General features: G+C 68.2%; 12 protein-coding genes. 6 read left to right on the top strand and 6 right to left on the bottom strand.

Annotated features, from left to right (window positions below; translation table 11 throughout):
- Positions 1–95: 95 nt before the first annotated feature.
- Complete coding sequence (locus tag ABE85_RS14435) at positions 96–1,019, bottom strand: M14 family metallocarboxypeptidase (RefSeq protein WP_067275802.1); 924 nt, start codon at positions 1,017–1,019, stop codon at positions 96–98.
- A 152-nt stretch (positions 1,020–1,171) separates the two neighbouring features.
- On the opposite strand from ABE85_RS14435, the gene ABE85_RS14430 reads away from it, so the two are divergent.
- The 4 genes from ABE85_RS14430 to ABE85_RS14415 all read left to right on the top strand — a co-directional run bounded on the left by ABE85_RS14430 (position 1,172) and on the right by ABE85_RS14415 (position 4,032).
- Positions 1,172–2,161 (top strand): aldo/keto reductase, encoded by a 990-nt coding sequence (locus tag ABE85_RS14430; protein ID WP_067275799.1) that lies wholly within the window; start codon positions 1,172–1,174, stop codon positions 2,159–2,161.
- Positions 2,162–2,287: 126 nt separating this feature from the next.
- Complete coding sequence (locus ABE85_RS14425) at positions 2,288–3,433, top strand: response regulator (protein WP_067275796.1); 1,146 nt, start codon at positions 2,288–2,290, stop codon at positions 3,431–3,433.
- A 148-nt stretch (positions 3,434–3,581) separates the two neighbouring features.
- Complete coding sequence (locus ABE85_RS14420; RefSeq protein WP_067275793.1) at positions 3,582–3,779, top strand: hypothetical protein; 198 nt, start codon at positions 3,582–3,584, stop codon at positions 3,777–3,779.
- A gap of 19 nt (positions 3,780–3,798) precedes the next feature.
- Entirely contained in the window at positions 3,799–4,032 is a 234-nt protein-coding gene (locus ABE85_RS14415; protein WP_067275790.1) for a hypothetical protein, read from the top strand.
- Positions 4,033–4,086: 54 nt separating this feature from the next.
- On the opposite strand, the gene ABE85_RS14410 is transcribed toward ABE85_RS14415, so the two are convergent.
- The 3 genes from ABE85_RS14410 to ABE85_RS14400 all read right to left on the bottom strand — a co-directional run bounded on the left by ABE85_RS14410 (position 4,087) and on the right by ABE85_RS14400 (position 6,271).
- Entirely contained in the window at positions 4,087–4,299 is a 213-nt protein-coding gene (locus ABE85_RS14410; protein WP_067275787.1) for a cold-shock protein, read from the bottom strand.
- 225 nt (positions 4,300–4,524) lie between these two features.
- Positions 4,525–5,523, bottom strand: a complete 999-nt coding sequence (locus ABE85_RS14405) for an MBL fold metallo-hydrolase (protein WP_067282743.1) — start codon at positions 5,521–5,523, stop codon at positions 4,525–4,527.
- Positions 5,524–5,569: 46 nt separating this feature from the next.
- The gene (locus ABE85_RS14400; protein WP_067275784.1) at positions 5,570–6,271 is read right to left on the bottom strand and encodes a glutathione S-transferase family protein; all 702 of its coding nucleotides are present in this window, start codon (positions 6,269–6,271) and stop codon (positions 5,570–5,572) included.
- Between the two features lie 104 nt (positions 6,272–6,375).
- Between ABE85_RS14400 and ABE85_RS14395 the strand changes: the two genes are divergently transcribed.
- Positions 6,376–7,272 carry a LysR family transcriptional regulator gene (locus ABE85_RS14395; protein ID WP_067275780.1) on the top strand — a complete coding sequence of 299 codons (897 nt, stop codon included), beginning with the start codon at positions 6,376–6,378 and terminating at the stop codon, positions 7,270–7,272.
- Here ABE85_RS14395 and ABE85_RS14390 read toward each other — a convergent pair.
- Both ABE85_RS14390 and ABE85_RS14385 read right to left on the bottom strand, forming a co-directional pair.
- Positions 7,253–8,839: a M20/M25/M40 family metallo-hydrolase gene (locus tag ABE85_RS14390; RefSeq protein WP_067275777.1), complete on the bottom strand. Its 1,587-nt coding sequence runs from the start codon at positions 8,837–8,839 to the stop codon at positions 7,253–7,255. The genes ABE85_RS14395 and ABE85_RS14390 overlap by 20 nt on opposite strands.
- A 74-nt stretch (positions 8,840–8,913) precedes the next feature.
- The gene (locus ABE85_RS14385) at positions 8,914–10,746 is read right to left on the bottom strand and encodes a M4 family metallopeptidase (RefSeq protein ID WP_082938617.1); all 1,833 of its coding nucleotides are present in this window, start codon (positions 10,744–10,746) and stop codon (positions 8,914–8,916) included.
- Positions 10,747–11,145: 399 nt separating this feature from the next.
- Here ABE85_RS14385 and ABE85_RS14380 point away from each other — a divergent pair, with 399 nt between their 5' ends.
- Positions 11,146–12,852, top strand: a complete 1,707-nt coding sequence (locus ABE85_RS14380) for an acyl-CoA dehydrogenase family protein (RefSeq protein WP_231993303.1) — start codon at positions 11,146–11,148, stop codon at positions 12,850–12,852.
- The last annotated feature ends 6 nt before the right edge of the window (positions 12,853–12,858 follow it).

Below are 12,858 nucleotides of genomic sequence, written 5' to 3'. Positions count from 1 at the left end.
CCGGACCAGTTTCCGCGCGACGCCGTCCAGTCGTGGCAGCAGTCCAGGCACCAACGCTGCAGCCAGCGCCGCGCAGCCGCGCGCTGTGCCCGCTGTCAGGGCTTGTGCGCGATGGCGAATTCGAGCGCCGCGCGCACCGCCGCCACCTGGGCCTCCACGCACTCCTCCGGATTCGTCCGCGGACTGTCGGGGTACACCTCGGTGGTGGTCGTGAACGGCGCCCGCGTCACGCACGCGCACAGGCCCGAGTTGCGCACGGGGAATTCGATGACGCCCCGGGCGCTCAGCGGGGCGCCGATGATGCGGCCGTCCGCGTCGGGCGGGGCGATGTGGGTGACCCGCTCCACGGCCTCGATGATGGCCTGCTGGAAGTCGAGCCGGGTCGTCTCGCTGTCGCCGACGAGGTAGAAGCCATCCGGGACTTCTTCGTCCTCGAGCACCTTGCCGTCGCGGGCCGCCAGCGCCAGGCGGAACTCGGTGATGTCGGTGTCCGTGGTCTCGTGCAGGTCGATGTGCAGCAGGAACTGGCCCGCGTAAGGCGCCAACAGTTCGATAAGCGCAGAGGACTCCGCGGCCTCGCGGCGCGCGCCGAAGTTCCGGTTGGGATCGACCGCGTGGTAATTCCAGCGGCAGATGCGCTCATAGGCCCACGGGCTCACGCACGGCACGACGATCACATTCACGCGATCGCTGAAGGACTCCGCGTGTTCTTCCGCGAATCGCAGGGCACCGAGCACGCCGCTGGTCTCGTAGCCATGCACACCGCCGGTGACCAGCGCCACGGGACGCGCCGGGTCCCAGCTGCGGCTCTTCAACGCGAGCAGCGGGAAGGTGTCCGCGCCATACGTCAGCTGGCCGTAGCGCACGATCTCGAAGCGGTCGGCCAGCGCCTCGACGCGCGTGACGACGTCGTCCTGATAACGCCGGGACACGACCTGGCGCTCGCGCCAGGCGGTGCGTTCCGCGTCGCCCCACGGGACGCCGGGAGTGCCGATGGGATAGAAGCGCGTTGTGCTCATGAATGCTCCGAATCCGGGGAGGGCCATCAAGGGGGCGAGTGTCTCCCATTCACGAGGGTCGACTATCCTGGGCCGGCATTCCCCGCCTCGCGGCATCGCCTTCGCACCGGCTCCGCGCGGCATCGACGTGATCTCAACCAGGAGCTGCAGGCATGAAGTACACGAAGCTGGGCAACACGGGGCTGGACGTCTCGCGGCTGTGCCTGGGATGCATGACCTTCGGGGCCGCGGACGTGGGCAACCACAGCTGGACGCTGGACCTCCAGGCCTCCCGCCCGATCTTCCGCAAGGCGGTCGACAGCGGCATCACCTTCTTCGACACCGCCAACAGCTATTCCGGCGGCACGTCCGAGCAGATGGTCGGCGTGCTGCTCAAGGAGATGACGCGGCGCGAGGAGGTCGTGCTCGCGACCAAGATGTACTTCCCGTACGAGACGCCCGAAGGCGTCAAGCATCGCCGCGGCCTGTCGCGCAAGCAGGTGCTCGCCGAGATCGACGCCAGCCTGGCAAGACTTGGCACCGACTACGTCGACCTGCTGCAGATCCACCGCTGGGATCACGACACGCCGATCGAGGAAACCATGTGCGCGCTGAACGACGTGGTGCGCTCGGGCCGGGCGCGTTACCTGGGCGCGTCCTCGATGTATGCGTGGCAGTTCGCGAAAGCGCAGGAGGTCGCGCGCCGCAACGGCTGGACGCCGTTCGTGAGCATGCAGAACCACGTCAACCTGCTGTATCGCGAAGAGGAGCGGGAGATGATCCCGCTGTGCGCCGATCAGGGCGTCGGTCTGATTCCCTGGAGCCCGATGGCGCGCGGCCGCCTCACGCGGCCGGCGGACGAAGCCACGCAGCGGCTGCAGACGGACGACGTCGGCAAGCGGCTTTACGACAAGACAGGCGATCAGGATAGGCCCGTCATCCAGGCGGTGCAGGACCTCGCGGCGAAAAGCGGCGCGAAGATGGCGCAGATCGCCCTGGCGTGGGTGCTCGCGAAGCCTGAGGTGACGGCGCCCATCATCGGCGCGTCCAAGATCGCTCAGCTGGAGGATGCCGTGGGCGCGCTGGATGTGGCGCTGGCCGACGACGAGATCGCCGCGCTGGAGGCCCCCTACGTGACGCATGCGATCAGCGGGCACGAGTAAATCCGGGACGCGCGGCCCGCGGGGTTGCGCTACGCTCCGCGCTGGGAGTCCGACGCGCGTCCACTGTGGTGGCGCATGACATCGGACGAGGACATCGGGCCAGGGACGCGGCCAGGGAATACAGGGATGGATGCAGCACATCAAGCGCAGGGGAGGCGCAGCACGATCCTGCTCGTCGACGACGAGGCCGTGCATCGCTACGCGCTCCGGCGCCGGCTTGAACTCGCGGGGTTTGCGGTCATCGAGGCCCAGGACGGCGCGCAGGCGCTGCGGCAGGCCGTGAGCGGCGACGGCGTCGACGCGATCATCCTCGACGTCATGCTGCCCGACATCAGCGGCTTCGAAGTCTGCCGCCAGCTGCGGGCCTCGGAGTCGGCTTCGTCGGTGCCCATCATCCATGTCTCCGGCATCCACGTCGCGGACCGGGACCTGGTCCATGGGCTCGAAAGCGGCGCGGACGCCTATCTCACGCGTCCGGTCGACGAGGACGTGCTGATCGCCAACCTGCATGCGCTGCTGCGCCGCCGCGACGTGCTGCGCGCGCTGTCCGACGAGCTCGACCAGAAGCGCCTCGACGAGGAACGCGCGCGCGACCTGTTCCTGGCGATCCTCGGACACGACCTGCGCAATCCGCTGGACGCGATCTCGATGAGCAGCCAGCTGCTGGCCAAGGCGCCCCTGTCCGCCGACCTGACGCAGAAGATGGCGTCGCGGATCACGGCGGCGTCGCGGCGCATGACCCACATGCTCGACGACATCCAGGACTACGCCCGCAGCCGGCTGGGCGCCGACCTGATCCTGCGGCGCACGCCGCAGCGGCTGGGCGCGCTGGCTTCCGCGGCGATCGACGAGGCGCGCGGCGCCCATCCGGACCTCGTCGTCGAGCTGGTGCAGGCATCGCCGGACGACGGCGTGTGGGATGGCGAGCGGCTCTCGCGCGTCATCGCCAACCTCCTGCGCAACGCCGTGGAGCACGGGTCCGCCGGCCGGCCCATCGTCGTGCGCACCGGCGGTCGCGACGGATGGCGGCAGCTGTCGGTGCGCAATGAAGGTCGACCGATTCCGGACGACGTGCGCGGCAGGCTCTTCGAGCCGATGGTGCATCGGACCACGGACGCGCCGGTGGCCAGCAACATGGGCCTGGGGCTCTTCGTGTGCCGCACCATCGTCCAGGCGCACGGCGGGCGCATCGACGTCGAGACCGGCGAGGCGGGCACCGAGTTCCGCATCGAACTTCCCGCGAATCCTCCGGCGGGTTCGGAAGGCGGCTGAGCTACTATCGGCCCATAGACCGTGAGGTTGTCATCCCGAAGTCCTTGCTTCGTTCGAGCGTCTCGAACGCGCCGCAAGTCCTCGCCTTGATCGCTTGGCGCTTCTGTTCGCGCCGCATGTCGTGGCGCGAAACGTGAGGAGTAGGGCAATGGCTTCACCGCAAGACCTGGAGGCGCTCCGGGCCTCATTGCGCACCTGCGTGGACGCGCTCCACCGACGTCGCGCGAGCGACATCCCCGAACCGCTGATTGAACGGCTGGTGAGCCAGCGATGGCTCGAGTGGCGGGGCGGTGCCTTGTGCCTCACCTCGGACGGCGAAAGCATCTACTGGCAGGAGCTGGCGTGAGCGCCGCGCGGAGGCGGTCGTGCTGATCCGGACGCGGCTGGCCAACATCATCGGCCTGCGGATCGATTCGTTTGATCTGGTGTTCGTCACGGCACCCGCGACGGACGTCGGGGCGGTGATCTATCAGCGGCCGGGGCTGCCGACGCGGAGGGTGCTCCACGTGGAGGGCGTCGCCGATGATCGCGAGGCTGCTGCGCAGGCGATCAGGAGAGAGCTCGACCCGTCGCTCTTGAGCGACGGGTGGAAGCTGTGAGCTTCAAAGGCGCGCCTCGGGAGAGGCGGGCCTGAGGGCTCACTCAGTCTGCGTTCAGATGACGCGGATGCTGGAGGCTTGCGGGCCCTTCGGGCCGTCCTTGGTCTCGAACTCGACCTTGGCGCCTTCAGCCAGCGTGCGGAAGCCGCCGGAGCTCTGGATTTCGCTGTGGTGGGCGAACAGGTCCTTGGAGCCGTCGGCCGGGGTGATGAAGCCGAAGCCCTTGTCGTCGCTGAACCACTTCACGGTGCCCTGCTTGGTCGTCATGTTGTTTCCTTTGGAATGAATGACAGGAAAAAACCCGGACGCACGGTTGCGGACCGGGACAGAGACACTCAAGAGCTTGCAGCGGGGGGGTGTTGCTGAAGCAGCCCGCTATGCGGGTCCGGGGAGGACCGGCGGGGGCTGCAGAGAAGACCTCAGAAGAAAGGTCTTGTGCGAATCTATCCGGCTAATGTAGCACGAATGAACCCCCTCACGCTCGATTCGTACTCACGGCCGCTTGTAGTGGTCGTTGACATAGGGCATCGGGATCCAGCGATAGCCCTTGCCGTCGGCCTGCAGATGGCCCACGCCCGGGAAGGTGACGTGGTCGCCGGCGACCCAGTAGCGGCCCTTGAGCGCGTCGGCGAAGGCCGCCTTGCGCATCGCCGCCGCGGCCTTCGGATCCACGTCGAAGGCGACGGTCACGTCCGGCCTCGGCAACTGCACGTCGGCGACGTGGAGCAGGTCGCCCCAGAACACCAGCTTCTCGCCCTGGCTCTCCAGCACATAGAAGCTGTGGCCCGGCGTGTGCCCCGGCGCCGGCAGCGAGCGGATGCCCGGGAACAGCGCGGTCTCGCCGCTGAAGGTCTTCACGCGGCCCGCGTCGACGTAGGGCTGGACCTTCGCCGAGGCCTGGTCGAAGTAGACCTTCAACGCCTCCGGCGCGCGGGCGCGCTGCTCCGCGTTCAGCCAGTAGTCGAGCTCCTTGCGCTCGAGGTGCAGCGTCGCGTTCGGGAAGACCAGGCGTGAGCCGTCCATCAGGCCGCCGGTGTGGTCCGTGTGGATGTGCGTGATGAGGATGTCGGTGATCTGCTCCGGCGCATAACCGGCGGCCTTCAGGCTCGCGCCGATCTTGTTGAGCTTGGGACCGTAGAGCTCGCCCGTGCCGGCGTCCACCATCACCAGCCGGTCGCCGGCCTTGATCAGGAAGGCGTTGATCGAGGCTTCGACGTCGGTGCCTTGATAGGTCCTGGCGAGTCGCGTCGCGACCTCGTCGGCGCTGATGCCCTTGAGCACCTGCTGCGCGGGGATGGGCAGCGTGCCGTCGGACAGCGCGATCACTTCGAATGCGCCAATCTTGAAGTGCTGGTAGCCCGCCTGGATGTGGCTGAGCTTGGGGGCCGCGGCGTCACCCTCCGCGTGGACGGCGGGCGCCACGGTGGAGAAGGCCGCGGCGATCGCGAGGGTCAGGGTGAGGAGGGAGCGGTTCATCATGGTCGTTGGCATGTCGGGGTCGGGATGGAAGTCGGCGTTGGCGTCGGCGTTGGCGCGCTCATGCGTCCGAAGCGGCTGGCAGGCCGTGCGTGAAGAGACTGGCGCGCGTCTGCGCATCGGTGTCCTGCTTGAAGTCGAAGCGTGTCGCCAGCGCGGCGACGCGCTGCGCGGCGGGGCGCCCGTTGATCTCGTTGAACAGCCGCGCGACGTTGGGATACCGCGACCAGGCGTAGTCGCCGAGCAGGTACTGCAGCCCGCGGCACCAGCCCCACAGCGCCATGTCGACGATCGAGTACTCGTCGCCGAGCAGGTAGCGGCGCGTGGCCAGGCGCGCCTCGACGATCGCCCAGTGGCGGTCCGCCTCGAAGCGGTAGCGATGCGCGCCGTAGGTCTCGCCGGCGGGCGCGTAGTGCGTGAAGTGGATGGCCTGGCCGGTGAACGGGCCGACGCCCGACGCGATGAACATCAGCCATGACAGCAGTTCCGCCTGGCCCGCGTCGGACGCCTCGCCGTTGAAGCGTCCGGTCTTGCGAGCCAGGTGCAGCAGGATCGCTGAACTATCAAAGATGGCGATACCTCCGTCGACGAGCGCAGGCACTTTCCCGTTGGGATTGATCGCCCGGAAGGTCTCGGCATGCTGCTCGCCCTTGGCGATGTCGATCGGCAGCAGCCGGTAGTCAAGGCCGCTTTCCTCCAGGAATAATGCGACCTTCGACGGGTTCGGTGTCGGGTGGTAGTAGAAATCGATGCTGGACGACATGGAGGTTCCTGCGTGGGTTTGGCTTCAGAGGGGATGAAGCGTAGGCCGCGCGCGCCGGGAACCGTGAGTCGTCAGATTCGATGGGAGGTATCGGAATCGTGGATATGAGACGTTCGGATCTGCACCTGCTGATCTCGCTGGACACGCTGCTCGACGAACTCAACGTCACGCGCGCCGCGCAGCGCATGCACATCAGCCAGCCAACGCTGTCGGGCCATCTGGCCAAGCTCCGCGAGCTGTTCCAGGATCCGTTGCTGGTGCCGTCGGAGACGGGCCGCGGCATGGTGGCCACGGAGCGCGCGCTGGCGCTGCGGCCGGCGCTCGCGCAGGCGCTCTCGCAATTGCGCGAGGCGGTCGCGCAACCGCACGATTTCGATCCGGCGACCTCGGCGCGGACCTTCACCGTCGCGGCCAACGACAGCGTGTTCACGATCCTGGCGCTGGACGTGATGGCCGAGGTGATGAGCCACGGCAATCCCGCGCTGCGGATGGCCGTCGTGCCGGCCTACGACAGCGGGCTGGTCGAGCGCATGGCGCGCGGCGAGGTCGATCTGTTCCTCGGCGACATCGACAAGGTGCCCGAGGCGCTGAAGGCGCGATTCCTGCTGAGCGCCGACTTCGCGCTCGCGCAGCGCCGCGGACATCCGCGCGGGCGTCGGCCGCCCAAGCTCGATGAATACTGCGATCTCGGCCACGTCATCGTGTCATCGAAGGGCGAGTTCTCGTCGTCGGTCGACGACGCCCTGGCGAAGCTGGGCCGGCACCGCCGCGTGACGGCGGCGGTGCCCAGCTACAACCAGGTGGCGCTGGTGCTGTCGCAGACGGACCTCGTGACGACGCTGCCGCGACAGCTGCTGCAGCGCTACGAGTCCTTCGTCGAGCTGCTCGAACTCCCGTTCGGGCTGGCGTCGTTCCGGCTCGCGATGGCGTGGCACCCGCGATCGCAGAACGACGCCGCCGGCCGATGGCTGCGGGACCGCTTCATTGCGGCCGGTACGTGACCTTCAGCTGGTAGTTGCCCGCCGAGTATCCGTAGACCAGCACGTACACGTCGCCGTTGGCGGTCATGTTGACGCTGCATCCTTCGGTCGCCGTCGAGCCGTCCGACTTGCACGAGTAGTTGCTCGTCGTCGGCACCGCGCTCTTGCGCACGTAGAGGTCCATGTCGCCGGTGCCGGTGGTGCTCGCCGCGAGGCTGCCGCCGTTGGCGACCTTGAAGGGGCCGAAGCTCTTGCTCTGGCCGCGAGTCAGGCTGCCGCTGAAGTTCTCGGTCTTGTCGGTCGGGGGCTGCGTGCCGGGGCCGTCGCTGCCCAGCTCCACCGCATACGCCGCGGCCATGCGCGCGAACTTCAGCGCGTGGTCGGCCTGGCTGCCCATGTTGGCGTAGGTGTCGTTGGCGCTGTGGATGTACGGGTTGTCCGCGCTGAAGCTCGACTCGAAGGGCATGCTTGCGAAGAAGCCCTTGGCGTTCCACGACGCGTGGTCCGAGCACGCGTAGCCGCAGCGGTCCGTGCCCACGCGCAACGTCGGCAGGTAGGTCGCGATCACGTTCGTGAGGAAGGTGTTCTGCGCGCTGTCCGTGTAGTCCGTGAAGATGTAGATGTCGTTGGCGGCGCCCTTGTAGTTGGTCATGTCGAGCTGCAGCACGCCCACCACGTTGGTGTTGGCGGCGGCGAAGCTGTTGGCGATCTCCTGCGAGCCGCGCAGGCCGACTTCCTCCGCCGCGTAGGCCATCAGCTTGATGGTGCGGCGCGGCTTGTAGTTGGCCTGCACCAGCGCGCGCAGCACTTCGGTGAGGCTGGCCACGCCGGAGGCGTCGTCGTCGGCGCCCGGCGCGCGCATCGTTTCGCCCGAGCCGCCGGACTGGTTGATCGAGTCCAGGTGCGCGCCCATTACGATGACTTCGCTGCCGTTGTCGGTGCCCTGGATCGTCGCGATCACCGACTTCTGCGCCCAGCCCGAGTGGGTGAACTGCTCGACCGTGATGTCGCTGCGTCCGCCGCCCAGCGTCGTCCACTTCTGCTTGAGCCAGTTCGACGCGGCCACGCCGCTGGTGCTCGTGTAGTAGCGGTTGATGTTGGCCGACAGGTCGACGATGGTCTGGCCGATGTTGCTGGCCTGCATCTGCGACAGGATGGGCGTCACGACGGCCTGCTGGTCGATGGTGTAGCTCGGCCGCGTCGCGACCAGCGCGGCGGCCAGCTGCTGCGAGGCGGCCGGCGTGCTGTGGCGCTTCAGCGAGGCCAGGCCGGCCTCCTGGGTCGGGTGGTACATGTAGCCGCCGCAGCGGCGCAGCTCCTCGTGGATCGAGTGGCTCAGCGAGGCGAGCGCGTCCTCGTCGACTTCGACCAGATGGATGCCTTCGGGCCTGGCCGCGAAGGACAGCGCCGACGCGTCCTGCGCGGCATCGGCCTTGACGCTGGCCACGGCGCGCGCGGCGGGGCGGTGCTTCTGCAACTGGGCCAGCGCGGCGTCGCCGAGGCTGATCCAGACCTTGTCGCCCGCATAGGCGGGGGTGAGCGCGGCCAGGCCGACGCAGACCGCGGTGATCGTCAGGAATTGACGCATGGGTGTTGTCTCCAGGAATGGCGAAGCCGGCGCGCCGCACGAGGCGGCGCGCCGGAGTCCGTGTCAGACGGGGATCAGTAGGTACCGACCAGGGACGTGCTCGTCACCGTCGCGTACGCGCTGAGCAGCACGTAGTACACGCCGGCCGTCGGCGCCGAGAAGGTGATCGTCTCGGCGTTGGTCGAGCCGATCGAGCGCTTGTCGTAGCTCGTCGTCGTCGGCGCGGAGCCGCGCTTGACGTAGATGTCGCCGTCGCCCGAACCGCCGGACAGCTTGACGGTCAGCGTCGTGCGGCCGGCCGGCACGGTGATGCTGTAGAGCTTGGTCGCGCCCTTGGCCAGCGAGATGCCGGTCACCGGCACGCCGCTGGTCAGCACCGTGGTGGTGGGCGGCGGCGTGGTGCCGCTGCAGCTCACGCCCACGCTGGCGAAGGCGGCGGTGACATCGGCCTTGGCATAGCCGCGGTTGGTCGCCGCCGTTTCCACGCCGCAGGCGCCCTGGTTGAAGGTGCTGTTGGCGGTCCAGTACAGGCGGTTGGCGTCGACCATCACCTCGAAGGCCTTGCGCGTGTTCCAGCCCGGCTTGGTCGCGAGCAGGTAGAAGGCCTTGTTGTAGACGCCGCTGGAGTAGTGGACGTCCATGCCGCTGCGGTAGTCGGCCGCGTTGCCGATGGAGCTGCCGTCGCGGGTCGGATCATCGAAGTAGCGCAGCGCGCCCGAGCCCTTGAAGATCTGCGCGCCCACCAGCCAGTCGTTGCTGCCGTTGTTGCGGTAGTACTCGGCGGCTTCGCCGGCCATGTCGGAGAAGGCCTCGTTCATGCCGCCCGATTGGCCGGAGTAGGACAGGCCCGAGTTCTGCTCGGTGAAGCCGTGGCTCACCTCGTGCGCGGAGACGTCCAGCGACACCAGCGGGTAGAAGGTGGTGCGGCCGTCGCCGAAGCTCATCGCCGTGCCGTCCCAGAACGCGTTCTCGTAGTTGCTGCCGTAATGCACGCGCATGTACAGCGTGCCGGTCAGCGGACGGATGTTGAACCAGTCGCCGTACATCTTGAAGATGATTTCGCCGAAGTAGTGCGCGTCGTTCAGCGGCGAGTAGGCGCCGTTGATCTGCTTGTACTCGTTGCGCGAGCAGGTGAACTGGAAGGGGGTGTTGCTGGCGCCGGTGCTGCCGTTGAGGTTGACGGTCACGACGTTGCCGGAATTCATCTGGCAGGTGTCGGTCACCTTCAGGGCGGGGTAGTCGGTGCCGTACTCGTAGCGGCCGGTCTTGGCGTTGCCGCCGGGGCCGGTCGCGTCCTTGTGGGCCAGGCCTTCCCAGCGCTCCAGCACCGCGCCGGTGGTGGCGTCGATCATGAAGTGGGGGCGGCTCGGCTGCTTCGCGTCATGGCGCACGAAGGACACCAGGTAGAAGAGCTGCGCCTTGTTGTTCTGGTTCAGCCGGACGTAGAGCTTGACCTGCTCGTTCTCGGTGATCGCGGCGTTGATGGACCCCTTGGCCTGCGCGAGCGCGCCTTGCGAGGTCAGGCTGGGCTGCGTGGTGGCGAGGTCCTGCTGGATGTTGGACAGCATGCTGCCGGAGAAGCGCGAGGTGCCCGCATCGTTGCTTTCGACCACGCCTTCGCCCCAGACCGGGACGCCCTGGTAGTACTGCTGGTGACGCGTGACGACCTTGCCGCCGGCGTAGGCCTGGCTGCGCACGGCCTGCAGGTCACCGGCCCCGAGTCCGAGCGTCGCGGCGGCGGACTGCGGCGCGGCGCTCGAGGCGCGCATCTGCGTGTTCACCGGGGACGAGTCGTCGAGCAGGACGCGGTCCGCGGCGATCGCCTGGCAGGCGGCGGTGGCCGCGGCGGCGACGAGGGTGGCGCGAATGGCGCGCTGGATGAATGCCTGTGTGGAAACGTTAGACATAAGCCTCTTTCATTCGTGATGGATCGATCAGATCTCCCGAAGAAATGGCCGTGCGCGCTCGGGTAGGAACGGGACGGCCCCCTCTGTTCGCGACCCGTGGCGGGGCCGTGCCAGATGTTTTTGGAGGTGCGGCTGGCGCCGCGTCCCGAGGTGTCGCCGGGTGCCTCGGAGGTCCCGAGGTCGGTTGTTGGTGGTCCGGACGACTGGGCGAATGTAGGGGCATCGCGGGCCGGTTCGGACTGTCAGGCCTTACAGGCGGTGTAACCCTTGCAACGAAGTTTTCGGGCACGGTCGTGGCTGGCGGGCGCGCGATAGGCGAGGATCCCGATTGCCGCGACCCTGATCCAGAGGACATGCTGGAAACCAGGGACGTCTCAGGAGACGCACACCATGACCCCCATGGAGAAAACCCCGATGGCCGCCGATGTCGACAACGCCCACCCGGCCTCCGGATGGCGCACCCACGAGATCACCAACCAGGTCGATGAGCTCAGCGACTACTCGCTGCTGGAGACCGATCCCGCGCTGAAGGAGGCGCTCGCGCGGGCCGGCGCGGAGGCCTTCGTGCCGGGCCTGGGCGCGTATGCCGCCGAGCTCGGGCGCGCCGGGACTTTCGCGATCGCCGAGCGCATCAACCGCGTGACGCCGACGCTCGAGAGCTTCGACAAGCGGGGGCGCCGCATCGACCGCGTCGAGTTCGACGCCGGCTGGCATGAGCTGCTCGCGATGTACCGGGGGGCGGACCTCGTCGCGATGCCGTTCCGCGACGAGCGCCCCGGTCGCTGGGCCGCGTGGGCCGCGGGCTTCTACCTGCACGGGCAGGTGGAGGCCGGGACGCTGTGTCCCGCGACGATGACGCAGGCCAGCATCCCGGTGCTGCGCCGCGAGCCGCAGTTGTGGAACGCGTTGCGCGATCAACTGTTCAGCACCGAGTACGACGGGCGGGACCTGCCCCTCGCGCAGAAGCGCTCGATCTGGCTCGGCATGGGCATGACCGAGAAGCAGGGCGGCTCCGACGTGCGCGCGAACACGACGCGCGCCGAGCCGGTGGCGCATGGTGGCGGAGGCGGCCGCGGCGCCGAGTACCGCCTCACGGGGCACAAGTGGTTCTTCTCCGCGCCGATGTGCGACGCGCATCTGGTCGTCGCCAAGACGCCGGACGGCGCGCCGGGCTGCTTCTTCGTGCCGCGCTGGCGGCCCAACGGGACGAAGAACGCCGTCAACGTGCAGCGTCTCAAGGACAAGGTCGGCAACCGCAGCAACAGCAGCTCCGAGGTCGAGTTCCAGGACGCCTACGGCGTGCTGATGGGCGAGGAGGGCCGCGGCATCCCGACCATCATCGAGATGGCCACCTACACGCGCTTGAACTGCGTCGTCGGCAGCGCGGCGATGCTGCGGCAGGCGCTGGTGCAGGCGCTCCACTACACGCGGCACCGGCAGGCGTTCGGCAAGCGGCTGGCGGAGCAGCCGCTGATGCGCGCGGTGCTCGCCGACCTTGCGCTCGAGAGCGAGGCCGCGATGCAGTTGAGCCTGCGCCTGGCTCACGCGTTCGAACATCAGGACGATCCTCGCGAGCGCACCTGGATGCGGCTGGTCACGCCCGCGGCGAAGTTCTGGGTCTGCAAGCGCGCGGTCGAACTCACCGGCGAGGCGATGGAAGTGCTGGGCGGCAACGGCTACATCGACGACGGCATCATGGGCCGGCTGTATCGCGAGGCGCCGGTCAACTCGATCTGGGAGGGCTCGGGCAATGTGATGTGCCTGGACGTGATGCGCGCCGTCGCGCGGGATCCGCAGGCGTTCCTGGCGCTGCTGGACGAATTTGAATCGGACTTCGGCGACGACCGCGCGCTGCGCGCTGAGCTCGATGCATTGCGCAGCTTGCTCGCGACACCGCCGGAGCAACTGGAAGCGCTCGGTCGCCGCTTCGTGTCCAGGCTCGTGCTGCTGTCCCAGGCGGCGCTGTTGCGCAGGCATTCGCCCGGCTTCGTTGCCGACGCGTTCGTGGCCAGCCGGTTTGATCCGCAATGGGGCGCGGTCGCGGGAGTGCTCGATACGCGTACGGTGGACGTCGACGCGTTGTTGCAGAGAGCCTTCCCGGCGTGACCTAAA

The sequence above is a fragment of the Mitsuaria sp. 7 genome, assembly GCF_001653795.1.
Classification (GTDB): Bacteria; Pseudomonadota; Gammaproteobacteria; order Burkholderiales; family Burkholderiaceae_C; genus Roseateles.
The sequence above is the reverse complement of the archived record's forward strand: the minus strand, read 5'-3'. Positions and strand labels throughout refer to the sequence as shown.

Excerpts from the sequence above, each read along its gene's own strand:
- ABE85_RS14435 (WP_067275802.1), bottom strand. The coding sequence starts at position 1,019 with ATGAGCACAACGCGCTTCTATCCCATCGGCACTCCCGGCGTCCCGTGG.
- ABE85_RS14430 (WP_067275799.1), top strand. The coding sequence starts at position 1,172 with ATGAAGTACACGAAGCTGGGCAACACGGGGCTGGACGTCTCGCGGCTG.
- ABE85_RS14425 (WP_067275796.1), top strand. The coding sequence starts at position 2,288 with ATGGATGCAGCACATCAAGCGCAGGGGAGGCGCAGCACGATCCTGCTC.
- ABE85_RS14420 (WP_067275793.1), top strand. The coding sequence starts at position 3,582 with ATGGCTTCACCGCAAGACCTGGAGGCGCTCCGGGCCTCATTGCGCACC.
- ABE85_RS14410 (WP_067275787.1), bottom strand. The coding sequence starts at position 4,299 with ATGACGACCAAGCAGGGCACCGTGAAGTGGTTCAGCGACGACAAGGGC.
- ABE85_RS14405 (WP_067282743.1), bottom strand. The coding sequence starts at position 5,523 with ATGCCAACGACCATGATGAACCGCTCCCTCCTCACCCTGACCCTCGCG.
- ABE85_RS14400 (WP_067275784.1), bottom strand. The coding sequence starts at position 6,271 with ATGTCGTCCAGCATCGATTTCTACTACCACCCGACACCGAACCCGTCG.
- ABE85_RS14395 (WP_067275780.1), top strand. The coding sequence starts at position 6,376 with ATGAGACGTTCGGATCTGCACCTGCTGATCTCGCTGGACACGCTGCTC.
- ABE85_RS14390 (WP_067275777.1), bottom strand. The coding sequence starts at position 8,839 with ATGCGTCAATTCCTGACGATCACCGCGGTCTGCGTCGGCCTGGCCGCG.
- ABE85_RS14385 (WP_082938617.1), bottom strand. The coding sequence starts at position 10,746 with ATGTCTAACGTTTCCACACAGGCATTCATCCAGCGCGCCATTCGCGCC.
- ABE85_RS14380 (WP_231993303.1), top strand. The coding sequence starts at position 11,146 with ATGGAGAAAACCCCGATGGCCGCCGATGTCGACAACGCCCACCCGGCC.